Genomic DNA, 22,156 nt, shown 5'->3' with positions numbered 1-22,156 from the left:
TTTTCTGTTGCAAATATAGTGCAAACCAACCGAACTACAAAAGAATAGCCCCGCCTTATCTAACGACAAAGCGGGGCAACCGTTCACTTTTCACTTACGCTTTCTCTCCGCTACTGCATCGAATCGGTTGCGGATAAACTCATGCACATCTTTCGCCCGGTAGAATACCTTCCCGCTGATCGTGAAGTAGGGCAGTAGCCCCATAGCCCGGTAGCGTTGCAACGTCCGTATGCCGACTTTCAGCAGCAGGCACAAGTCCTGATTATCCAGCACCTCTTCACCATCCAGTTGGCTGTTCTTTTTCAGCACCCTTTCCAGCAGCTTTTCGGTCGTGTCGAACCGCTGCATGATCCGCTGCATCCAGCCTTCAAACTCTTCCCTGTCCGTGTACATAGTAATCTCCTTCCTTTTCGACGATTTCCTTCTCACGCATATAGCGGATATATCCCTTTGCCGTCCGTTCCTTCACTTCCAGCATTTCCTGTATCAGTTCGCACAGTTCGATGTAGCCGTACTTCTCCTGCCGGGTGAACGCTTCCCGTGCCATTTCCGCCAGCTCCTTCTCCTTGCGCTTCTCCTTCTCCGCACGGGGCTTTTCGCCCACGTACACGGGCATCCCCATCTGTTTGTCCCAGCGGAACTGCATGATAGGAATATCCAGCGGGCTGCCGTCACGCACTTTCAACGCCTTCACGACCGAGATTTCCGGGTTATCGTCCTTCTCTATCGAGAGGATAGCCGCCGACTTGCGCTGCAACTCGCTGCCCAAGTGCCCCCTTAACTTCAACCCGTTCGGAACGAAATGCACCACGGCGGCGATGCACGTGCGGTAAATCCCCGCCAGTCGGTAAATCTCGTCTATCAACGCCACGCTTTCCCCCTCGTCATTGGCGCAGCGTATCAAGTCCGCCACCCCGTCGATCACCACTAAATGAATACCCCCGTGCAGGTAATGGTACTTATCCATGCTCTGCATGATAGCCGTCAGTCGCTCGCTCCGTGACATTCCCGTCAGGCAGTACACGTGCAGGTAGGGCGGCATCTTCTCCCGTCCTGCACGCCGCAGCATCCGCCCTGTGTTCTTGTACAGTTGTTGCTCGCTCTGCTCCGTATCGTAGAGCAGCACCGCACGCCCTTTCCGGTTCGGCTCTACCCGAACGCCCAACAAGTCCGCATCCGTTTCCTTCTCCTGAATCGCCCCGGCGACAAGCGCAGCCGTATAATTACTCTTTCCCGTGCCTTCCCCGCCCGTGATGCAGAGGATGTTCTCTTCCGAACCCAGCGGCACGTCCCCGGCGGTCACGATGGCGACCGCCTGCTGTGGCGGGTGGTCATAGTCTATCTCGCAGGATTTCAGCACCGCCATCGTATCACCGTACAGGCTATCCAGCATTTTAAGGAACAGCTTCACAAACTCGTCCCGTGTCCGTCCCGCCTTGAAGTAGTCCGACACGTCCTTGTCCGTCTTTTCACCCGTCAGCGGCAGCACCAGCCGTTTCACCCCGTACTCCGTTAGCTGCTGTCGGTGTTTCTCGGAGCTTTCCAGCCCTATCTTATCCACATCGTACAGCAGAACGATATGCTTGAACCGATACACCAGCTTCCGGATGATCTTTGCAGGTATCACCGATGTTTCCGAATTGAAACAGATCGCATGGAACCCGTGCGCCGCCAGCGTCAGCACGTCCTTTTCCCCGCCCGTCAGGAACAGCGTGTCGCCTTTGGGCGGCAACTCTTCCAGCCCGAAACAATAATTATCTCCCGTATGACCGCCGTACACGAACCGTACTTCCGATTTCGGGCGGTACACCTTTACGCCCCATTTCCCCGCATACCCGAACATCGGTTCTATGGCTGTGGACGTGAAACCGAACGCTTTCCCGTCTTTCGTTTCGCTCCGGTACTCCTTCAGCGATTGCACCCCGTATCGGTTCAGCACCGCTTCCGTTATCCCGTACCCAGCCCAATACTCCAGTTCCTTTTCCGTGAACGGCTGCTGCACCGTCCGGTACGGGCGTGGCTTGTGTTCCGGCTCTGCCGTCCGTTCTTCCGTCCCGGTCGGTTCTGCCGTTCCGTCACCGTTCATCCCGTTTCCTTCCGCCAACGGGACAACCCGCATGGCAGCCTGCCGTTCCCGTACCGTTTCCGGCGGTACATCCTCGCTGATACCCAGACACAGCTCACGGTCTATCGTTTCCAGTATCTCCACGAAGTCGGCGGCGTTCTTGCAGTCCAGCCCCTTGATTTTCGCCACGATAAAGAAACAGTCGCCCGAAAAGTCCCCGTTCCCGAAGTCTTTCATCCTGTACGTTTCGCTACGGCGGTCATAATACACGTTGCACGAAGCCTTGCTGTCCTCGTACAGCGGGTTCAGGAAATTCCTGCCTACCCGCCACTTCACGGGCAGGTAGTGGCGGAACACGTCCAGCCCGTTACTCGTCCTTGCCAGTATTTCCTCTTTTCTTACCATACAGCTTGTATTTACGTTCATGCAAAGGGTGTTGTTCAATCATCCGGTCGATCTGCTTGTCGGGCGTTTCCCGCATCCACCGTTCCCGGAACTGTTCCACGTCCGTGCGGCGGTAGCGGATTTTCTTCCCGCAGATGGAGAAGGCGATAATCCGGTTCGTGCGGTAGCGTTGCAAGGTACGGGGGCTGATTTCGAGATATTCGCACACCTCGCTGCCCGTCATCCACTTGCCCGTCGTCCGGCTGTTCTTCTCTTCCTGTCCCTGCTGCCCGTCCGGTTCCCTTTGCCGGGACGCTTCCACGTATGCCGCTATCCCGTCTATCTTCTCCACGAGGGCGGCAAACGCTTTGCTTTCGATTGTTATTACTTCCATAATCTGTTGATTTTTAAAATTATGGTCGCAAATGTCCGTCTATTCGATTGTTTTTCTTTTCACGTCCGTACCACCTTGCCAAAGATTTTTTCCGGCACGAAAAAAGCCGCCGGAGAGCCTTTTATTTCGGTTCTTCCGGCGGCTGCAAGCCGCTTGTCACTGGTTAGGGCTCGATAAAGTCGCTTTTAGCAGCTTGGTACGAACTTGGTAATCCTATCATTGGTTTTCAATAAGTTAGCTATCCGTTTCGTCCATCCGTTTGAGCAGTTGCTCGATCATCTGGTCAAGATACACCGTCCGGCTGTTCTTCCGGTTACGCATGGCGATAAACGTGTGGTACACGTCGCCCAGATCAATATGGAACGTCCGTTCAAATGCCGTCACGATGTCGATAATGTCCGCCTTCCCGTTATCCACGCTTCCCACCGCATGGATGCCGTATATCAGTTCCACCGCCGCCGCTTTCTTGTCCGTCCAGTACAGTTTCTTTCCCGATAGCGGCTCACCGTCCGCAGGCTCACGCATCCGCCTTGTCAGGAAGGCTAACAGCAGTTCCACCGCAATCAGCCGGGCGACCAGTCGGTCATATCCGGTGGATAGCTCCGCTTCCGGCTCGAAAATGAACGTGTCCGTTTCCGGGCTTATCTCCGTTTGTCCCCGTTTGAAGTAGAAGTTGTCCCGGTACGTAGCCCCGCTACGGTAATACTGGAAAAAGGAAAGGCTGCGTTCAAAGACCGTTTTCAGTTTCTCAATCTCACATTGGTAATAACCTGTGGCAAGTTCATAGCTTGGCGGTCGGTTGCTCTCGATCTGGTATAGCTTGTAGAAGTACAGCAGCCGTCCGAGTATCAGCGGCTTTTGGTACTTAAAAAATCGGATTTCCTCTGCGTCGTCCTTAAACTCACGGGACAACGCAAAGTTTTTCAGTTCAATCATTTTGCCTTTCAGGTAATTCATCATTTCACGGCAGCCCGGAATAATGTTTTCCCCTTCCAGATTGACCGTCCCCGTATAGCGGTCAATCTCCTGTAACATCGAATCAAAAAATTTATCCATGCAATCCTTTTTAGGTTTCTAAAAACGGCTGCAAAGTTACTGGCAATCCGGATATTACTTTTTCTGTTTCCCGTCCATTCTTTTTCGATAATCGCTCAAATCGCACAAAAGAGGCTGTTTTACCGTAATTTACACATACAATCGTGCCAAGTCAACCCCTTTCCCTTTAGCCAATTCGTAATAACTCTTATTCATATCCTCTCCGGCAAGTTTCCATATACGTTTACGCACATCTGGCAAAGAGCGCAAATCAGAATCTCTAAAATAATTATCCATTTTGGCATCCTCTTTAATTAAATCGTCCCGCCCGGAAAAATCTAATGTGGCAACAACAACCTCATAGTAACCATATCCGGTAGATGGCATCACTTTTATTTCATCATAATAAATCTGTTCTGTTATATCTATGGGGAACGCCAGTTCTCCCAATGTCAGGTAATAATCCATATTCCGGCTTCCCAATGTTTCCGGGAAACTCACTTCAATTGGATTAACCTCTCTTTTACCGACTATCATTCCCTTGTATTCACTAAGAAAATCGTTAAACACGAACGTCCCGGTAACAGCTTTTTTCTCAAAGTCCACACCTTTCACCGAAGTGTACACACCCAAGAACATTTCAATCAGCACACTCTTATTGAAGAATCCCAGATAATTAAATACTCTTTCTTCTTCCGGCACAATCTTAATATACTGTTTCGTTACATCAAACAGCACCCTTCCGAATATAAACTCCGTTTCGGACACCGGAATAGCAAACACATCGCCCGTCGTACATTTTACTTTCTTTGCCATACGCTTGATTTTACAGATATAGTTACTCTAAATACTTCGCTTTCTTTCCCAATATCTCTTGCCACCACATCGGAGTATATTCTTTGGCACGTGGGTACTTCTTAAATTCAGCAACAAAATCATCTGAATCTACTAAGTGGTCTTGTGGAATCTGGCTTTTATCGTCATAGATAAATCGGATAGAATACGTCAAGTCAGGATTTAGCTCAATGATACAATAGAACCATGCACCTTCCTCTTTTGCTTGATTGTACATTTCTTTTTTAATATCGTTCATTATATCAAACACCTGCAAAGATATTTTCATTCTATGTTCTTGCCCTTCTTTAATTACAGCATTTTTTGCTCTTAGCCCCACAGCCATACAACGAGTAGATATTATAATTTTATCCCATTTATCATTGTAATCCTTATCATATAACATTAATGCGCTATCTATGACTTCTTGAATTTTAGATAATATCGCAGGTGTCTGATAAGTCTGTGTCCGTTGTGGAATAGTGTTTTGTTCCACCTCTTTTTTCTTAGGGGCATCTATTCGGATCAGCGGCACATCTGATTTGCGGCACAGTGTTTCTACTGTATCAAGATACCAGTTCCAGAACTCCCGCCTTTTTCCCGCATCCCCTTCATCCACAAAAGGATTTCCCCCGGCAAAAGCCATCGAAGCAAAAAAGTCCGTATTCCATACCTCATACTCAAACGCACCATCATCTTCCCCCTCGTATTCATCAATTTCCAGCATAGCGTCAGCATGATCCGCTATCGAATAGCAAAGTGAGATTACCGCCCATCCTGCCATACTTTCCGTACAGGATTGCCCCTCTACATAGTTACGTAGTCTATTCGCTTCTTCGACTAAGGCATCCGCTTTTCCTTTTCCGTGGTAAAGGCATTCGTCCGCCGAACACAGCAGTTTCCGCAACAAGGTATCTTCAATCTCATTTCCCCAAAGAGGATATACCTTTTTGCAGCACTCCGCAAACACTTTGTTCACTATCTCTACGTTACCGATGGACTGTAACAGTTCCACACGGCAGGACAAAGGCAAATGACCGTTACCGCTTTGCTCTATAACCGCCCTTAGCTCGCTTATTTCAACTTTTTTGCTTTTCATAAAATGGGAAAGAAGTGTTTTTATATTCATTGTAACTTATCATTAATCTTTCATTATCAATTTTTCCGTATCTCACCCGGACTTGCCCCGAAATTCATCTGGCAGAACTCCGTCAGGTACGATTGCGACACAAACCCGCATACCTCTGCCACTTCCAGCAGCGGCAAGTCTGTTTGTGTGAGCAGGTTCTTCACCTTGTCTTTCCGCAGTCCTTTCAGCCATTCGTGGGGAGTAGTACGGAACTCTTCACGGAACAGCCGCCGGAAAGTGCTTAGGCTGTACCCGCAAAGGTCAGCCAGATGTCCCGTATTCTTTGCCTTCATGTAGTGCTTCGTAACCTTCTCCACGAGCCTTTTATTCTTCACCATTCCCAGATACACCTCTGCCTGCAACAACTCTTCACCCGTCATTTCCTTTATCTTTGCACGGGCAATAGGTATTTCCAGTTCCGTTGCACCTTTCGGTAATTCCTCGCTCTTGGTGCAGTGCGGACGCTTCCGTTTCATTTGCTGCACATACTGCGCCAGTCGGTTATACACCCCGTTCAGATACCCCCGTTCAGGATAGATGTGCAATATCCGGCACAAGTACAGCAGTTCCCTGTTGCACCCGTAGTTGATATACCAACTCGATAACCGGAACACATACCGCAGTGCCGCATCTTCCCGTGACAAGGCAACCAGCATCACATACACCTCGAAACCCTTGTCGCTGTACGTCACCGCTTCCGGTAGCTTGTTCAGCGTATCTGCCACGAACCGCATTACCCGTCCGTCCTCGGCAAGCTGTTCCAGCCCGGCAAATTCCCCAGCATCTTGCTTGCTTCGTATCATTCCTTCCATTGTTTCCACCAGAGCTTGCACCTTCTCCGCAATCTCCGGTTCTGCCGCCACCGCCCGCAGCAGTTCTTTGCTTAGTGTTGATGTTGTTTCCATATCCGTATCATGCAATTCATATATTTTATATTTCAATGGCGGCAAAAATACCCCGTTACCTCACATATCTTTTTTCGCTTCCTATCCATTCTTTTTCGATAGTCGCTCACAACAGGAATATATAACGGCTTTCTTTCTCGTCTGTTACCTAAAATGTCGCAACCGGGAATAAGAACAAACTTGTTTAATTACACCGGGTGCAGTCCATTTTCCCCAAATATAATGCAAACTTTTAGAAAACACAGTGATTGATGTGTTTTATTTCCATGCAGACATAAAAAAAGCACCCCGAAAGGTGCTTCACATATCACATAAAAGATTGAATGATATTCAATTTCCGTTCAAAAGAATCATTTCAGCAGTTTATATACAGCGTCAAATTGCCGTTTCAGTCGTTCAGTATCAAGTCCCGTGGTAAAAGCCAGCACGTATGACATTCCCAGATGTGCCATTCGGAACATATCGACGACCTCTTCCGTGGCAATATCATTTCTGATTTCCCCCGAAGCGATTGCCTTATCAATTATCTTTCGCCACATTTGTTGGTCTTTCTCAAAGATAGCATCCATTTTTTTCACAAAGTTCGGATAATACTTGTACGCTTGGAACAAGAACTGAAAATAGCATTTGGCACATTCCTTTCTATCCACCCCCAGTTCATTGCTTAGATAATCCATTGTTCTTTCCACACCTTCGATATAGGTTTGCAGGAAGTCCCGCAATGAAATATCTTCCGCATACACAAACTTGTTTTCCACCTTGTGCGGTTCAAAGATATAGGTATCTACAACCGCCTTGAACAGTCCCAGTTTATCCTTCGTATGATGATAGATACCCCGGCACGACAATCCGATAGCTTTCTCCAGTTTTACCACCGTCACCTTCTCGTAATTGTCCTGTAAGAACAGCCGGAACGCATTTTTATATATTTCAGCCTTATTCGTTTTCATATCAGCGCAGCATATATTTATCTTTGGTTTCCACGAAGATAATACATTTCTTCCGAACAGCCATATCTCCACCCGTAAAACCTCACATCCCCCCCCCCCCAGACCGTCCGAGAACTCTGATTTTCGCTGTAGGATGGCATTCTTGCAGCGGATTTGAGGTCGTAGAGACTATCTGGTGGAATTTGTTTTTCAATTGAAAGAATAAATTCTCTCATGATAATCGGTTTTAGAAGCTTAAAATGCACTTTAAAATGTGGTTATTACCTATATTCGTAAGGATGTGCACCTCGGCAAGTCTTTTATCGGAGTGCGGCAAGCAGTGCGGGTACACCTTTGAGACTTATAGCACGACGTAGGTTATAGGATAGACAGAGCAATCCCATCTCTGCACCTACTTTTGCAAAACCTTTTAGTAAAAAATAGTAGTATCCGAGCGTTCTTTTAATTGTCCCGAACGGATGTTCCGACAAACATTTGCGATTATCCATTTTCTTTTGGTCAAGATGTAGCACATAGCGTACCACCTTTTTCATAACGGTTATTCTTGTTGGTTTCAGATTCGCATTGCCGTCATTTGCTGCATCTTGTTTCCTTCGGGTATCAGCAACCTTTATTAGATCATCCTTACTAAAGTCCGCTTCCTTGAACTTGGATATGGTACACTTGCATTTGCATTTCTTGCAGGCCAACTTGTTGCAGTAACGTATATTGCCGTTTCGTTTAATGGATTTCTGTCTAAGAATCTCACCTTGCGGACAATAGACAAGGTTACGTTCGGCATCCCTAACGAAGAAGCCTTCAAGAGCTTTGGCACGCATTTGTTCGGAAGTCATGTCCAGCACTGCTGAATCGGATGTCGGCAATGTACGCTTTTTTACCTCAACAATTTCCATATCAGTTAAGATTCCGTTGTAGACATCGGGAATTACTCCGGCTTGAAGACATGCCTTCAAGTCCTCGGGGTTGGTACTAACTTTCTGTTCATCGGTTATGGTGTTTCCAATGTACTCAAACTCAACCTGCTCGGTGCAGCCACCGTCACGCCGGATGACATTGGGTACAATGCCCGATGCAAGTGCGTCGGTATGGTCTTCGGGGCATTCATAGCCCTTGTCTGCTGTAGTCTCAAGGATGTCAATCCCATAGTCTTTTTTCACATCTGTAGCTACGTTTGTTATTTGGCCATGGTCAGTAGGACTGTTAGTGACCCGGAAGCCGGCAATCATGTGGCTGTCCGCGTCAACAGCCGTCTGCATGTTATAGCCTACGCAGAAACCTTCATTCGCTTTCATCAGTCTTGCATCCGGGTCAGTAAGCGATATCTGTTTTTCATTAGACTCCTCTAATGTAGTGCGGTATGCTTCGTAACGGGCTTTGCGTTCTTTACAGACATTCAGTTTGTGCTCAAGTTCTTCTCTGGAAAGTTTGCGACCTTCTTCCCGATCGCATGAGTCAAGCTCTTCCATGTATAAAGTGATATGTTCATCCAAACGTTTGATACGGTCGTCAAGTTTGTTGAGCGTAAAATTGTTATCCTTGGCATTTACAGCCTTGAACTTGCTTCCGTCAATAGATATGTATGACTTGGAGAAGAGCTTCAACCCCATGCAGAACTTATTGAACTCCTTGAATACTTTAGTTATGCTATCCTTATTATCCTTGCGAAAATCGGAAATGGTGCGAAAATCAGGATATAATTTGCCCAGTAGCCACATCACCTCCACGTTGCATTTGCACTCACGGGCCAACTTGCGCGATGAACGCACTTGGTAAAAGTAACCATAAATATACAGTTTTAACAGGTCACGAGGGTCGTACCCGGGACTTCCCGTGGCTTTGGGAATGTTCCGTATAAACTCTAACTTGCCCATATCCAAACTATCAACGAATGCATCAAACAAACGAACCGGAGCATCCTCCTCAACATAGTCGTCTATGCAATCGGGGAAAAGTACTTTCTGTTGTCGTTCTTCACCTTTCTTATATGCCATAACTCTGTTTCTTAGCTTAGGTAAAGATAAGAAAAATGAATGAGAAGCATGAATATCTAATGTTAAACCATGCTACAAACAGGGGCTATTGCGGAGGGACAACGACAAACCTCTGTTTAAAGAGGAGTTCTCGGACAGTCTCCCCCTTTAAGATAAGTCATAGGGCAGGTGCAGGGTGCAGCTATATCTATATATATAGCTGCACCCTGCACCTGTAAAATACACCCTGAATATCAACGATTTACAATCTCATGAAAATGCACTGTGCAATCCTCTTTTTGCACCCCTTTCATTTCCAGTCCATCCGTTCCCCCTCAAAACTCCCCCCAATAAAAAAACACCGCATTTATTTCCTGTTTTCAGTCCAAATTCGTATATTTGTACCAAGTTATCAGCGCAGAGCGAAGAAACGCAAAGAACCCCGCACCGTTACTAATTCGTTACCTGTTACCTAACTTTCTACTCTTTACGTCTTGACAATTAGTTAATTAAACTTTTCCCGCAGTTTTTCTCTGAAAAAGTGGGTTTATTTAGAATTATCGTGTACATTTGCAGCTACTAATAAAATAGAAAACAGAATGAAAAATACACCAATCGAACGACATCTGATTGACGAAACTATAAACAACGAGTTTCAAATTGTCGATTTTTCAAAAGCCACCATTCGAGAAGTGAAAGCCATTGCTTCGAAAGCAGAAGCTGCATCGGGAGTTGAATTTATCAAAATGGAAATGGGCGTTCCGGGACTTCCTCCTTCCGCAGTAGGTGTGGCGGCAGAGATTGAAGCGTTGCAAAATGGCATTGCCAGCCTATACCCCGATATCAACGGATTGCCGGAACTGAAAAAAGAAGCGTCCAACTTTATCAAAGCATTTATCAACGTCGATTTAAATCCGGAGGGCTGTGTACCTGTCACCGGCTCTATGCAAGGAACATTCGCTTCATTCCTCACTTGCAGCCAATGCGACGAAAAGAAAGATACGATTTTATTCATCGATCCCGGATTTCCGGTACAGAAACAGCAGCTGGTAGTAATGGGACAAAAGTTCGAAACATTTGATGTATATGACTACCGCGGAGACAAACTGAAAGAGAAACTGGAAAGCTATCTGAAAAAAGGAAATATATCAGCTATCATTTATTCGAATCCCAATAACCCCAGCTGGATTTGCCTGAAAGAGGAAGAATTGCAGATTATCGGTGAATTGGCAACGCAGTATGATGTGATTGTTCTGGAAGACTTGGCTTATTTCGCCATGGACTTCCGGCAGGATTTGAGCAAACCATACCAACCTCCTTTCCAGCCATCAGTAGCCCATTATACAGATAATTACGTATTGCTGATTTCCGGTTCGAAAGCATTCAGCTACGCCGGACAGCGTATTGGCGTAAGCTGTATCTCAGATAAACTATACCACCGAAGCTATCCGGGACTGACCAAACGATATGGTGGCGGTACCTTTGGAACTGTTTTCATCCATCGCGTACTTTATGCACTTTCATCAGGAACGAGTCATTCCGCACAATTCGCCATGGCTGCCATGCTGAAAGCTGCTAACGAAGGACAATATAACTTCCTCAACGAGGTGAAGATCTATGGTGAGAGAGCACAAAAATTGAAAGAAATCTTCCTCCGTCACGGTTTCCACCTAGTATATGACAACGACTTGGGCGACCCGATTGCGGACGGATTCTATTTTACCATCGGATATCCGGGAATGACCAGCGGCGAACTGGCCAAAGAACTGATGTACTACGGAGTAAGCGCGATCTCATTGGTTACAACAGGAAGCCATCAAGAAGGATTACGCGCGTGTACCTCTTTTATTAAAGACCATCAGTATGCGCAACTGGACGAAAGAATGAAACTATTTGCTGAAAATCATCCGATAGCCTGATTATTTGACATAAGATATTCGTAAAAGCCATCCTTAAAATGAAAAAAAAACGGAAAGAACGATTGTTATTCCGTTTTTTTTCTTACTTTAGTGGCATGAATATCGACTCTGACATATTTAAGATTCAATCGAATAATGTATTACCATCAAGAGGAAAGATTTTAATATCTGAACCTTTCCTGTGTGACGCTACGTTTGGCAGGTCCGTAATTTTACTGGTCGATCATACGGACGAAGGAAGTATGGGATTGGTTATCAACAAACAACTGCCATTATTCCTGAACGAAATCATCATGGAATTTAAATATTTGGACGAGATTCCTCTATACAAAGGTGGACCGATTGCCACTGATACTTTATTTTACCTCCATACACTATCGGACATCCCCGGCTCTATCTCTATCAGCAAAGGGCTTTATCTGAATGGAGATTTTGATGAAATAAAGAAATATATATTACAAGGAAATAAAATCAACGAATGTATCCGTTTCTTCCTGGGATATTCCGGATGGGACAGCGAACAGTTGAATAACGAAATCAGAGAAAACACATGGTTGGTGTCTGAAGAAGAAAAATCATATCTGATGAAAAACAATATCAAGGATATGTGGCGAACTGCTTTAGAGAAACTAGGCAGCAAGTACGAAACGTGGTCACGCTTCCCGCAAGTGCCTACTCTCAACTAATATTTTATTTCTTAGGATTCAAATATTGGAGGAGCAATGCATCTTTGTAGCAGCCCTCCACTTGCAGCCAGTTTTTCAATAATCCACATTGAACGAAGCCACAAGACGTGAACAGCTTTACACAAACGTCGTTATCTGTCGTGACATGTGCATAAAGCTGACTTAAAGACAGAAAATCAAAAGCATATTCACAAAGCAGCTTCAGTGCGTCGGTGGCATAACCTTGCTGACGATAATCCTTATGCACGGCAATTCCTACTTCTCCCCGCGAATGAAGGGGAACGAAATCCGTAATATCAATCGTACCAAGGATACACTGGTCGGATTTGCGTACCATCATCAGACGTAATTGCTTATCCGCAAATACATCACACTGCGAACCTTCAATATATTGGCGCAACACATAACGGGAGTATGGAACCGTAAAGTTACTGATGTCCCACATCGAAGGATCATTTTCCATCTCATACATTATATCCATATCTTCCGGTTCTACCGCACGAAGATAGATACGATCGTTCATCAAGAAAGACTGTCTCATAGCTTTTCTTCTTTTGCAATGTGAAGTTCGTTACGCAATCTCTTCTCGCTGGGCAGGCAGAAAAGTGACGCCGTGAGGCCAATCAGCATACAGAGGTTACCCGTACTGCTCAACGTCAGGTAGTAGCACAAAAGGTTCACCACAATAGCTACTTCAAGCACTCCCAAGCGCACAATGCTCCATTGCACATATCGCTTCAAGGCAAGCGTAATAGTCATGTGGTCTATCTTTTTCTTAAGCACCATGCTAAATAATTTGAGAGAAAGAGGCACACACAAAGCTGTGAGCAAAATGCCGACCGTCTCAAAATAATAGATAGCCGGTGCGTTATCTACCAAACCTCCTACGGGAAAGAGTTCAAACTCTCCTGCCCCAAGCAAAAATGCCGGGAACACCCAAAAGAAAACATAACTGATATTCAAATTTCTGACAGCTCGTTTTATCTGTTCTTCCATGTTCGTTCTTAAATGATTAATAATAATTATACAGTTCCGGTAAAAGGTGTCCGGTTCACAATGCTGCGTCCTAAAGTCACTTCATCGGTATATTCAAGCTCATCACCAACCGATATGCCACGGGCTATCACACTTAGTTTGACTCCTAATTTATCCAGCTTGCGATAGATATAGAAGTTGGTAGTATCGCCCTCCATCGTGGTGCTCAACGCCAAAATAACTTCTTTGATTCCACCTTCAGCCACCCGCTGCACCAGGCTTTCAATTTGAAGGTCACTCGGTCCGACTCCGTCCATTGGAGAAATAACCCCTCCTAACACATGATAAAGCCCGCGATACTGCTGGGTTGCTTCCACCGCCATTACATCACGAATATTTTCCACCACACAGACAGTGGAAGCATCCCGTTGCGGATTAGCACAAATCTGGCAAGTTTCAGTATCGGATATATTATGACACACTTTGCAGTATTTCACTTCACGTTTCAACGTTATGATAGAATTTCCGAAAGCTTCCACCGTAGCCGTATCCTGACGGAGCAGATGCAGAACAAGCCTCATAGCCGTCTTACGCCCGATACCCGGAAGTTTGGAAAATTCGCCGACTGCCTTTTCAAGCAGTATAGAAGGATATTGTTGGTTCATAGATAATATTTGCTATTCTATCGATAAAACCTTGCAAAGATACAGATTATTGTTTTTAATACCTACAAAAATTGCTACCTTTGCATCTGTTATGATGATACTTGTCACTATTCTTTGCTACTTCGCGGTATTATTACTAATAGCCCGTATCACCGGACGTAAGGGAGGATCGAATGCAGCGTTCTTCAAGGGAGAGAACCAATCACCTTGGTACATAGTCTCTTTTGGAATGATTGGCGCCTCCATCTCCGGAGTCACTTTCGTCTCTGTACCGGGAATGGTGCGCGGAATGGATATATACTCATAAAAGCGGAATAAAGACCATCGTGTGGACAGATACCTTACAAACATCTTGCCTGATTGCCACTCTGATTTTTATCATCTATTTTACGATCCAAAAATTAGACCTTAACTTCAGCGACATTGTACAAACAATCCAAAACAGTGAACACAGCCGTATTTTTGTATTTGACGACTGGGTATCTCGACAGAACTTCTTCAAGCAATTTTTCAGTGGTATCTTCATCGTCATCGTAATGACCGGGTTGGATCAGGATATGATGCAAAAGAATCTTTCTTGCCGGAACCTCCGGGAAGCTCAAAAAAACATGTATTGCTACGGTTTCTCATTCATTCCGCTAAATTTCCTTTTTCTATGCTTGGGAATTCTATTGATAGCGCTAGCAGGGCAGATGCAACTCGAACTGCCAGCCATGAATGATGATATACTGCCCATGTTTGCAGCCCAAGGTTATCTGGGACAATCTGTATTGGTGCTTTTTACAATCGGCATTATCGCAGCAGCTTTCAGCAACTCGGACTCTGCTCTAACAGCTATGACAACCAGCGTATGCGTAGACCTGTTGAATACGGAAAAAGACACAGAAGAAACGGCACGTCGCAAAAGAGACAAAGTGCATTTATCGTTATCAGTCTTATTGACATTCTTCATCTGCTTGGTAGAAATACTTAATAATAAGAGCGTTATTGACGCCATATATATCATCGCCTCCTACACATACGGCCCCCTGCTCGGAATGTTTGCTTTCGGACTTTTTACACGTAGGCAAACGAACGACCGATGGGTTCCTCTCATAGCCATCCTTTCACCCCTACTCTGCTATTTTGCCGACTGATGGATCGGAAAAGAAACCGGATATAAATTCGGCTATGAATTGCTAATGTTAAATGGAACGCTTACCTTTGCGGGGTTAATTGGTATGTCTAGAAAAGGGAAAAACAACGTTACAAAGAAATAAATGACAAGAAAATGGAAATAACAAGTGCTGAATTTGTGATTAGCAATACGGACGTGAAGAAATGCCCGGCCGGTATTTTCCCGGAATATGCCTTTATAGGACGTTCGAATGTGGGAAAATCAAGTCTTATCAATATGTTGACCGGTCGTAAAGGTCTGGCCATGACCTCTTCTACTCCGGGAAAAACGATGTTAATCAACCACTTCTTTATCAACAAGAATTGGTATCTCGTCGACCTTCCGGGATATGGCTATGCCCGACGCGGACAAAAAGGAAAAGACCAGATACGCACCATAATCGAAGATTATATCTTGGAACGGGAGCAAATGACCAACCTCTTTGTCCTGATAGATAGCCGACTGGAACCTCAAAAAATAGACCTCGAGTTTATGGAATGGCTAGGCGAGAACGGTATCCCCTTCTCTATCATCTTTACCAAAGCCGATAAGCTAAAAGGTGGACGTTTAAAAATGAATATCAATGCCTATTTACGTGAGTTGAGCAAACAATGGGAGGAGCTCCCTCCTCATTTCGTCTCTTCCTCGGAAGACCGCACAGGACGTATTGATATACTCAACTACATAGAAAACATAAATAAGGATCTCAATGTTAAATGAAAGAAGAATGAAAATGAAAAAGAATTTTTTATCTATCGCCTTTATGGCAGTATTTATGCTAATGGCAACTAACAGCCAGGCGCAATCATGGTCCGACTTATTTAATAAGGACAACATTTCAAAAGTAGTAAATGCCATCACCGGAACCACCGAATCTATCGACATGACCGGAACATGGAGCTACAAAGGTTCGGCAGTAGAGTTCGAATCGGATAACTTACTAATGAAAGCAGGTGGAGCTGCCGCAGCTACTATGGCTGAAAATAAGCTGAACGAACAATTAAGCAAAATAGGTATTAAAGATGGCCAAATGAGTTTCACTTTCAATGCCGACAGTACTTTCACCAGCACAGTGGGCAAGAAAACATTGAAAGGCACTTACTCCTACAATGCTTCAACCAAACAAGTTGATTTGAAGTATTTGAAACTTCTGAACCTGCACGCTAAAGTAAATTGCAGTTCCAGCTCGCTGGAGTTACTGTTCAACTCGGACAAACTGTTGAAACTGATGGCTTTCATCGGTAGCAAAAGTAGCAGTACCGCACTGAAAACAGTTAGTTCACTGGCCGAAAATTACGATGGAATGATGCTCGGATTCCAACTCTCAAAATAGCAAAAGAGAATCGTTTAATACTATTTCGCACTCTATAAAGTATATTTTAGGGGAAAAGCATTATCTTTGTCATTTGTAATCAAAAAGAGAAGGAAAAATGAAAAAGATACTTTTTTTAATGACCCTGTTAGTAATGGGCGTAAGTTTTGCATTTGCACAAACAAATGCAGATATCAAGCTTGACAAAACAACTCACGATTTCGGTAAGTTTTCTGAAAACAGCCCGGTTGTCAGTTGCACATTTACCTTTACTAATATCGGCGATGCCCCTTTGGTGATCCATCAGGCTGTAGCCTCTTGCGGATGTACAGTACCCGAATATACAAAGGAGCCCATCATGCCGGGCAAAAAGGGAACAATCAAGGTGACTTATAACGGAACAGGCAAATATCCGGGACATTTCAAAAAATCAATCACCTTGCGCACCAACGCCAAAACAGAGATGGTAAGATTGTATATCGAAGGCGATATGACAGCAAAAGATGCAAAGTAGGAAAAAATAGACTATTACATAAAGGAGAATCTTTCGGTTCTCCTTTTTTTTTGTTTACTTTGAGGACGGAAATGTAAATTAACACATTAGCAAATTATAGAAATTATGAAACAAGAAGAAGACAAATTCACCGGGTTACCCGAGAATGCGTTCAGAGAGTTGAAACCTGGGGAAGTGTACAACCCGTTGATGGGTCCCTCAAAAAATTATCCGGAAGTTAATATCTGGTCAGTAGCATGGGGTATTGCCATGGCAATCCTTTTTTCGGCCGCCGCAGCCTATCTAGGATTGAAGGTCGGACAGGTATTTGAAGCAGCTATTCCAATTGCGATCATTGCCGTAGGAGTTTCCGGAGCTGCCAAAAGAAAAAATGCGTTGGGAGAAAACGTGATTATCCAGTCTATCGGAGCTTGTTCCGGAGTAATCGTTGCCGGAGCGATCTTCACCCTCCCCGCTCTTTATATTCTCCAAGCTAAATATCCCGAGATGACGGTTACTTTCATGCAGGTATTCATCAGCTCTTTATTGGGTGGCGTATTGGGTATTCTATTCCTGATCCCTTTCCGTAAATACTTCGTCAGTGACATGCATGGAAAATATCCTTTTCCGGAAGCAACAGCCACTACACAAGTGTTAATCTCCGGCGAAAAAGGCGGCAGCCAGGCTAAACCGTTATTGATGGCAGGTATGATTGGTGGGCTATATGACTTCATCGTAGCGACATTCGGATGGTGGAACGAGAATTTTACCACCCGTGTTTGCAGTGCCGGAGAAATGCTGGCAGAAAAGGCGAAGTTGGTATTCAAGGTAAACACTGGTGCCGCTGTGCTTGGTTTGGGATATATCGTCGGACTGAAATATGCTTCCATCATTTGTGCCGGTTCACTGGCTGTGTGGTGGATTATCATTCCGGGAATGTCTGCTATTTGGGGAGACAGTGTACTGAATGCATGGAACCCGGAAATCACCTCTACTGTAGGGATGATGAGTCCGGAAGAAATATTCAAATATTATGCCAAGAGCATCGGTATCGGCGGTATCGCTATGGCAGGTGTGATCGGCATTATCCGTTCCTGGAGCATCATCAAGAGCGCTGTCGGACTGGCAGCCAAAGAGATGGGTGGTAAAGGAAATGTAGAGAAAAACATTATCCGCACACAACGGGATCTTTCCATGAAGATTATCGCTATCGGTTCCATCATCACACTGATTTTAATCGTATTATTCTTCTACTTCGATGTCATGCAAGGGAATTTGTTACATACATTGGTAGCCATCTTATTGGTTGCCGGCATCTCTTTCCTGTTCACCACGGTAGCAGCTAATGCCATTGCGATTGTAGGTACTAATCCGGTTTCGGGAATGACATTGATGACACTGATTTTGGCTTCCGTAGTGATGGTAGCTGTCGGACTGAAAGGTCCTTCGGGCATGGTTGCCGCATTGGTAATGGGTGGTGTAGTATGTACCGCACTGTCGATGGCAGGAGGTTTTATCACCGACTTGAAGATTGGTTACTGGCTCGGAAGTACGCCTACCAAACAGGAAACATGGAAATTCTTGGGAACAATCGTATCAGCTGCAACAGTAGGCGGTGTAATGATTATCCTGAATAAGACCTACGGATTTACAAGTGGCGCGCTGGCTGCTCCGCAAGCAAATGCGATGGCAGCGGTTATCGAGCCACTGATGAGTGGTGTAGGTGCACCCTGGTTGTTATATGGCATTGGGGCTGTCTTAGCTATAATTCTGACTCTTTGTAAAATTCCTGCATTAGCATTCGCATTGGGTATGTTTATTCCATTGGAACTGAATGTGCCGTTGGTAGTGGGTGGAGCAGTGAATTGGTTTGTTACAACACGTAGCAAAGATGCATCTCTGAATACGGAAAGAGGTGAAAAAGGAACCTTACTGGCATCCGGTTTCATTGCCGGAGGTGCATTGATGGGAGTAGTCAGTGCCGCGATGCGCTTTGGTGGAATCAATCTGGTTAATGAGGCATGGTTGAACAATACTTGGTCAGAAGTGTTGGCATTAGGAGCGTATGCTTTACTGATTCTCTACATTATAAAAGCTTCAATGAAAGTTAAATAAATAATTATGAGGAGACTATTATCCATTATAGTATCACTTGTAACTGCCATATCATTTGCGCAGCAGCCCGTCGAGCTACCTTTGTGGCCCGACGGTGCTCCCAACTCCAGTGGACTAACCGGAGAAGAGCAGGAAACACGTCCTCATTTTATCACGAATGTCACGCATCCCACCCTGACGGTTTACCACCCGGAAAAGCCGAATGGAATGGCTATTATCATGTGTCCCGGAGGCGGATATCGTGGACTGAGTATGAATAGTGAGGGAAATGATATGGCTCCTTGGTTCTGCGAACAAGGTATTACCTATATGGTATTAAAATACCGGATGCCGAACGGACATTGGGAAGTCCCCGTATCAGATGCCGAACAAGCCATTCGCATGGTACGCCAACATGCCAAAGAATGGAATGTCAATCCTTACAAGGTAGGATTAATGGGAGCCTCTGCGGGAGGGCATTTAACTGCTACACTCGCCACTCACTACAATTCGGAAACACGTCCGGACTTTCAGATACTACTTTATCCGGTGGTTACAATGATGCAAATCACCCGGGGAAATACAAGAACTGCATTGCTCGGCAAAAGTCCAACAATGGAACAAATACAGAAGTTTTCTGCCGAATTGCAAGTAACGCCCGATACTCCACAAGCATTTATCGTTCTTACCTCCGACGACCCTTCCGTAGCACCTTATCACGGAGTGAACTATTACCTCGCTTTACAAAAATATAAGGTTCCGGCAACTCTCCATGTTTATCCTACCGGAGGACATGGCTGGGGATTTAAGGACCATTTTAAATACAAGCAACAATGGACACAGGAATTGGAGAAATGGTTGCGCGACGGTGTTGTATTCCCGGAAAACCCCGAACCCATGTTGCGAATCGGGAAATCTTACCTGGGAACTAAATACGTGGCTAACACATTAGACCAAGACGGAGAAGAATCATTAGTAATCCGGACTGATGCCGTAGATTGCCTCACTTTCGTAGAATACACGCTGGCACAGGCACTCAGTTCTTCCTTTGCCGACAATCTGCAAAAAATACGTTATCGAGATGGCATCATCAACGGATATCCTTCCCGTTTGCATTATACTTCCGAATGGATAGAGAACGGAATCCGCCACGGATTCCTCACCGATATTACTGCCAAAAACAGTGCGCATACCCAGAAAATATCTCTTTCGTATATGTCTACCCACCCCAAGCAATATAAAAAATTGGCTGATTCACCGGAAAATGTACGCCAAATGGCCGAATATGAAAAAGCAATCTCCGGAAAAGTCGTACATTGGTTGCCGAAAAGCGAACTGCCCGAAGCCGGATTGCCCTGGATCATGAATGGAGACATTATTGCTATTACAACAAAGATGCCCGGACTGGACATTGCCCATGTGGGAATAGCAGAATATAAAGAGGGAAAACTGCATCTGCTACACGCTTCTTCTACATTGGGAAAAGTAGTTGTCAGCGACGAACCCCTCAACCACATGCTAAACAACAACAAATCGTGGACAGGCATACGTATTGTCCGGATGTCTCACTCTAAAAATAACTGATGATGAAACGAGTAAAACATTTCCTTCTCGCCTCGTGTTTATTCCCCACTTTGCTGGGAGCACAAGAAATGGCAAGCGCCTATTTTCTAGAGCTTACCCCAGACGCCCAATCGGCAGGTATGGCAGGTACAGGATTAGCTGCTACCGATAAGGGTAGTACAGCTATTTTTCATAATGCTTCTACCATCGCTTTCTCACAAGAAGTGATGGGGGCGAGTTATTCATACGCTAAAATCAACCAGGATTATGCGCTACATAGCGCCTCCCTTTTCTACCGGATCGGAAGGGAAGGCATACATGGATTTGCTGTAGGTTTCCAGCATTTCAAAGATCCCAAAGTGTTCGATTACCGTCCTCATATCTGGGATTTAGAAGCTGCTTATTTCAGAGATATAGCCAAGAATCTGTCTCTTTCATTAACGTTCAGATACCTGCAAGCCAAAGCTGCGGAAAGCGCAGACAGCAAGAATAGCGTTTGTCTGGACTTCAGCGCAACTTACCATCGCAATATGGCTCTATTGGACGAAATGGCTTCCTGGAGCATTGGTTTCCAAGCTGCCAACATTGGCAAAAAGCTGGACGGACAAAAGTTACCCGCCAAATTAGGATTGGGAGGTACAATCGACCTGCCATTCAGCATAGAAAACTGTTTGCAGGTAGCGCTCGATTTCAACTATCTGCTCCCCTTCGAAATCCGTCATCTCCAGGCTGGTATAGGAGCCGAATATAATTTCCTGAAATATGGAGTTATCCGTGCAGGTTACCATTTCGGAGACAACAACAAAGGAGCGGGCAACTACGGCACCCTAGGCTGCGGAATAAACTTCTGGCCGATACGTGCAGATTTCTCATACGCTTTGGCTGATAAAGATTGCTTTATGCGCCGCACCTGGCAACTGGGAGTTGGAATAGTTTTCTAAGTTCCTCTTCGAGGCGTTGCTTCACTTCGTCCATCGGCACATCATACTTTAATTCTTGACGAAGAGAAGTGACGCCTTTATCTATAAATCCGCAAGGGTGGATATAACTGAAATAACGTAAATCAGTATTCACATTCAAAGCCAGTCCATGCATGGTGACATAATGGCTGCTTCTCACTCCGATAGCACAAATCTTACGCGCACGAGGAGTATCACCCTCCAACCAGACTCCCGTCGCTTTCTCCAGACGTCCGGCCTCAATGCCATAAGAAGCACATACCCGAATCACCGCTTCTTCCAGCAAATGAACATACTCTTTCAATCCTAACTGAAATTCCTCCAAGTTTACTATCGGATAACATACCAATTGTCCCGGACCATGATAAGTAATGTCCCCTCCCCGATCAATATGATAAAGGGTGGCATCCATTGCTTTCAGTTGTTCATCACTCAACAACATATTATTTACCTTCCCGCTACGTCCTAATGTATAAACATGGGGATGTTCGCACATCACAATACGGTTTTCATAACTCTCGCCCTGAGCTTTTGCCCGGACAATGTTATCAAACCATTCTGTTTGCCGTTGCCATGCTTCGGTGTACGATATCAAACTCCAATCAATAAAAAATGTTTTCATAAAACAAAGATAAGAAATAAAAAGAAAATGCGTACATTTGTTGGCC

Annotated in this window: 21 protein-coding genes and 1 pseudogene; 9 read left to right on the top strand and 13 right to left on the bottom strand. The window is 45.1% G+C overall.

The window, feature by feature from the left end; translation table 11 throughout:
• Positions 1-90: 90 nt before the first annotated feature.
• The 9 genes from A4V03_RS07620 to A4V03_RS07580 form a co-directional block, all read right to left on the bottom strand.
• Positions 91-393, bottom strand: a complete 303-nt coding sequence (locus A4V03_RS07620) for a helix-turn-helix domain-containing protein (RefSeq protein WP_065538496.1) — start codon at positions 391-393, stop codon at positions 91-93.
• A complete protein-coding gene (locus A4V03_RS07615) occupies positions 368-2,470 on the bottom strand; it encodes a bifunctional DNA primase/helicase (protein WP_065538495.1) in 2,103 nt (700 codons plus the stop codon). The genes A4V03_RS07620 and A4V03_RS07615 overlap by 26 nt, the downstream gene beginning before the upstream one ends.
• A complete protein-coding gene (locus A4V03_RS07610; protein WP_065538494.1) occupies positions 2,433-2,843 on the bottom strand; it encodes a helix-turn-helix domain-containing protein in 411 nt (136 codons plus the stop codon). Before A4V03_RS07610 ends, A4V03_RS07615 begins: the two co-directional genes overlap by 38 nt.
• Before the next feature lie 234 nt (positions 2,844-3,077).
• Positions 3,078-3,899 (bottom strand): RteC domain-containing protein, encoded by an 822-nt coding sequence (locus tag A4V03_RS07605; protein ID WP_065538493.1) that lies wholly within the window; start codon positions 3,897-3,899, stop codon positions 3,078-3,080.
• A gap of 129 nt (positions 3,900-4,028) precedes the next feature.
• Positions 4,029-4,694 (bottom strand): hypothetical protein, encoded by a 666-nt coding sequence (locus tag A4V03_RS07600; RefSeq protein ID WP_065538492.1) that lies wholly within the window; start codon positions 4,692-4,694, stop codon positions 4,029-4,031.
• Positions 4,695-4,716: 22 nt separating this feature from the next.
• The gene (locus A4V03_RS07595; RefSeq protein WP_065538491.1) at positions 4,717-5,841 is read right to left on the bottom strand and encodes an Imm5 family immunity protein; all 1,125 of its coding nucleotides are present in this window, start codon (positions 5,839-5,841) and stop codon (positions 4,717-4,719) included.
• 26 nt (positions 5,842-5,867) lie between these two features.
• Positions 5,868-6,746, bottom strand: a complete 879-nt coding sequence (locus A4V03_RS07590) for a helix-turn-helix transcriptional regulator (protein ID WP_138291934.1) — start codon at positions 6,744-6,746, stop codon at positions 5,868-5,870.
• 350 nt (positions 6,747-7,096) lie between these two features.
• The gene (locus A4V03_RS07585) at positions 7,097-7,696 is read right to left on the bottom strand and encodes a TetR/AcrR family transcriptional regulator (protein WP_065538489.1); all 600 of its coding nucleotides are present in this window, start codon (positions 7,694-7,696) and stop codon (positions 7,097-7,099) included.
• A 299-nt stretch (positions 7,697-7,995) separates the two neighbouring features.
• Positions 7,996-9,687: a transposase gene (locus tag A4V03_RS07580; RefSeq protein ID WP_065537976.1), complete on the bottom strand. Its 1,692-nt coding sequence runs from the start codon at positions 9,685-9,687 to the stop codon at positions 7,996-7,998.
• A 578-nt stretch (positions 9,688-10,265) separates the two neighbouring features.
• Here A4V03_RS07580 and A4V03_RS07575 point away from each other — a divergent pair.
• Positions 10,266-11,585, top strand: a complete 1,320-nt coding sequence (locus A4V03_RS07575) for a pyridoxal phosphate-dependent aminotransferase (protein ID WP_065538488.1) — start codon at positions 10,266-10,268, stop codon at positions 11,583-11,585.
• 95 nt (positions 11,586-11,680) lie between these two features.
• Positions 11,681-12,271 carry a YqgE/AlgH family protein gene (locus A4V03_RS07570; RefSeq protein ID WP_065540340.1) on the top strand — a complete coding sequence of 197 codons (591 nt, stop codon included), beginning with the start codon at positions 11,681-11,683 and terminating at the stop codon, positions 12,269-12,271.
• 4 nt (positions 12,272-12,275) lie between these two features.
• Here the strand turns inward: A4V03_RS07570 and A4V03_RS07565 are convergent, their stop codons facing one another.
• The 3 genes from A4V03_RS07565 to recR are packed head-to-tail and all read right to left on the bottom strand — an operon-like array spanning position 12,276 to position 13,911.
• Positions 12,276-12,812, bottom strand: coding sequence for a GNAT family N-acetyltransferase (locus A4V03_RS07565; protein ID WP_065538487.1), 537 nt, complete (start codon positions 12,810-12,812; stop codon positions 12,276-12,278).
• On the bottom strand, positions 12,809-13,267 hold the full coding sequence (locus A4V03_RS07560) for a hypothetical protein (protein WP_065538486.1): 459 nt from the start codon (positions 13,265-13,267) through the stop codon (positions 12,809-12,811). The genes A4V03_RS07565 and A4V03_RS07560 overlap by 4 nt, the downstream gene beginning before the upstream one ends.
• A 26-nt stretch (positions 13,268-13,293) precedes the next feature.
• On the bottom strand, positions 13,294-13,911 hold the full coding sequence (gene recR, locus A4V03_RS07555; RefSeq protein WP_065538485.1) for a recombination mediator RecR: 618 nt from the start codon (positions 13,909-13,911) through the stop codon (positions 13,294-13,296).
• A 91-nt stretch (positions 13,912-14,002) separates the two neighbouring features.
• Here recR and A4V03_RS07550 point away from each other — a divergent pair.
• From A4V03_RS07550 to A4V03_RS07520, 7 genes and pseudogenes are all read left to right on the top strand, one after another.
• Positions 14,003-15,170: pseudogene (locus tag A4V03_RS07550) on the top strand (sodium:solute symporter).
• An 11-nt stretch (positions 15,171-15,181) separates the two neighbouring features.
• A complete protein-coding gene (yihA, locus tag A4V03_RS07545; RefSeq protein WP_065538484.1) occupies positions 15,182-15,787 on the top strand; it encodes a ribosome biogenesis GTP-binding protein YihA/YsxC in 606 nt (201 codons plus the stop codon).
• Positions 15,777-16,400 carry a DUF4923 family protein gene (locus tag A4V03_RS07540; protein WP_004300421.1) on the top strand — a complete coding sequence of 208 codons (624 nt, stop codon included), beginning with the start codon at positions 15,777-15,779 and terminating at the stop codon, positions 16,398-16,400. Before yihA ends, A4V03_RS07540 begins: the two co-directional genes overlap by 11 nt.
• Positions 16,401-16,497: 97 nt before the next feature.
• Positions 16,498-16,893: a DUF1573 domain-containing protein gene (locus tag A4V03_RS07535; protein WP_065538483.1), complete on the top strand. Its 396-nt coding sequence runs from the start codon at positions 16,498-16,500 to the stop codon at positions 16,891-16,893.
• Between the two features lie 105 nt (positions 16,894-16,998).
• On the top strand, positions 16,999-18,987 hold the full coding sequence (locus tag A4V03_RS07530) for an OPT family oligopeptide transporter (RefSeq protein ID WP_065538482.1): 1,989 nt from the start codon (positions 16,999-17,001) through the stop codon (positions 18,985-18,987).
• A 6-nt stretch (positions 18,988-18,993) separates the two neighbouring features.
• Positions 18,994-20,550 (top strand): N-acetylmuramoyl-L-alanine amidase-like domain-containing protein, encoded by a 1,557-nt coding sequence (locus A4V03_RS07525; protein WP_065538481.1) that lies wholly within the window; start codon positions 18,994-18,996, stop codon positions 20,548-20,550.
• 2 nt (positions 20,551-20,552) lie between these two features.
• Positions 20,553-21,470 (top strand): PorV/PorQ family protein, encoded by a 918-nt coding sequence (locus tag A4V03_RS07520; protein WP_065540339.1) that lies wholly within the window; start codon positions 20,553-20,555, stop codon positions 21,468-21,470.
• Here A4V03_RS07520 and lipB read toward each other — a convergent pair.
• Positions 21,427-22,110, bottom strand: coding sequence for a lipoyl(octanoyl) transferase LipB (lipB, locus tag A4V03_RS07515; RefSeq protein WP_065538480.1), 684 nt, complete (start codon positions 22,108-22,110; stop codon positions 21,427-21,429). The two genes, A4V03_RS07520 and lipB, sit on opposite strands and share 44 nt — an antisense overlap.
• Between the last annotated feature and the right edge of the window lie 46 nt (positions 22,111-22,156).

Source organism: Bacteroides caecimuris (genome assembly GCF_001688725.2).
GTDB lineage: Bacteria > Bacteroidota > Bacteroidia > Bacteroidales > Bacteroidaceae > Bacteroides > Bacteroides caecimuris.
The sequence above is the reverse complement of the archived record's forward strand: the minus strand, read 5'-3'. Positions and strand labels throughout refer to the sequence as shown.

Coding starts and splice junctions, on each gene's coding strand:
- A4V03_RS07560 (WP_065538486.1), bottom strand. CDS start 13,267: ATGGAAGAACAGATAAAACGAGCTGTCAGAAATTTGAATATCAGTTAT.
- A4V03_RS07610 (WP_065538494.1), bottom strand. CDS start 2,843: ATGGAAGTAATAACAATCGAAAGCAAAGCGTTTGCCGCCCTCGTGGAG.
- A4V03_RS07620 (WP_065538496.1), bottom strand. CDS start 393: ATGTACACGGACAGGGAAGAGTTTGAAGGCTGGATGCAGCGGATCATG.
- A4V03_RS07615 (WP_065538495.1), bottom strand. CDS start 2,470: ATGGTAAGAAAAGAGGAAATACTGGCAAGGACGAGTAACGGGCTGGAC.
- lipB (WP_065538480.1), bottom strand. CDS start 22,110: ATGAAAACATTTTTTATTGATTGGAGTTTGATATCGTACACCGAAGCA.
- A4V03_RS07540 (WP_004300421.1), top strand. CDS start 15,777: ATGTTAAATGAAAGAAGAATGAAAATGAAAAAGAATTTTTTATCTATC.
- A4V03_RS07575 (WP_065538488.1), top strand. CDS start 10,266: ATGAAAAATACACCAATCGAACGACATCTGATTGACGAAACTATAAAC.
- A4V03_RS07565 (WP_065538487.1), bottom strand. CDS start 12,812: ATGAGACAGTCTTTCTTGATGAACGATCGTATCTATCTTCGTGCGGTA.
- A4V03_RS07590 (WP_138291934.1), bottom strand. CDS start 6,746: ATGGAAACAACATCAACACTAAGCAAAGAACTGCTGCGGGCGGTGGCG.
- A4V03_RS07520 (WP_065540339.1), top strand. CDS start 20,553: ATGAAACGAGTAAAACATTTCCTTCTCGCCTCGTGTTTATTCCCCACT.
- A4V03_RS07570 (WP_065540340.1), top strand. CDS start 11,681: ATGAATATCGACTCTGACATATTTAAGATTCAATCGAATAATGTATTA.
- recR (WP_065538485.1), bottom strand. CDS start 13,911: ATGAACCAACAATATCCTTCTATACTGCTTGAAAAGGCAGTCGGCGAA.
- yihA (WP_065538484.1), top strand. CDS start 15,182: ATGGAAATAACAAGTGCTGAATTTGTGATTAGCAATACGGACGTGAAG.
- A4V03_RS07525 (WP_065538481.1), top strand. CDS start 18,994: ATGAGGAGACTATTATCCATTATAGTATCACTTGTAACTGCCATATCA.
- A4V03_RS07530 (WP_065538482.1), top strand. CDS start 16,999: ATGAAACAAGAAGAAGACAAATTCACCGGGTTACCCGAGAATGCGTTC.
- A4V03_RS07595 (WP_065538491.1), bottom strand. CDS start 5,841: ATGAATATAAAAACACTTCTTTCCCATTTTATGAAAAGCAAAAAAGTT.
- A4V03_RS07600 (WP_065538492.1), bottom strand. CDS start 4,694: ATGGCAAAGAAAGTAAAATGTACGACGGGCGATGTGTTTGCTATTCCG.
- A4V03_RS07585 (WP_065538489.1), bottom strand. CDS start 7,696: ATGAAAACGAATAAGGCTGAAATATATAAAAATGCGTTCCGGCTGTTC.
- A4V03_RS07605 (WP_065538493.1), bottom strand. CDS start 3,899: ATGGATAAATTTTTTGATTCGATGTTACAGGAGATTGACCGCTATACG.
- A4V03_RS07535 (WP_065538483.1), top strand. CDS start 16,498: ATGAAAAAGATACTTTTTTTAATGACCCTGTTAGTAATGGGCGTAAGT.
- A4V03_RS07580 (WP_065537976.1), bottom strand. CDS start 9,687: ATGGCATATAAGAAAGGTGAAGAACGACAACAGAAAGTACTTTTCCCC.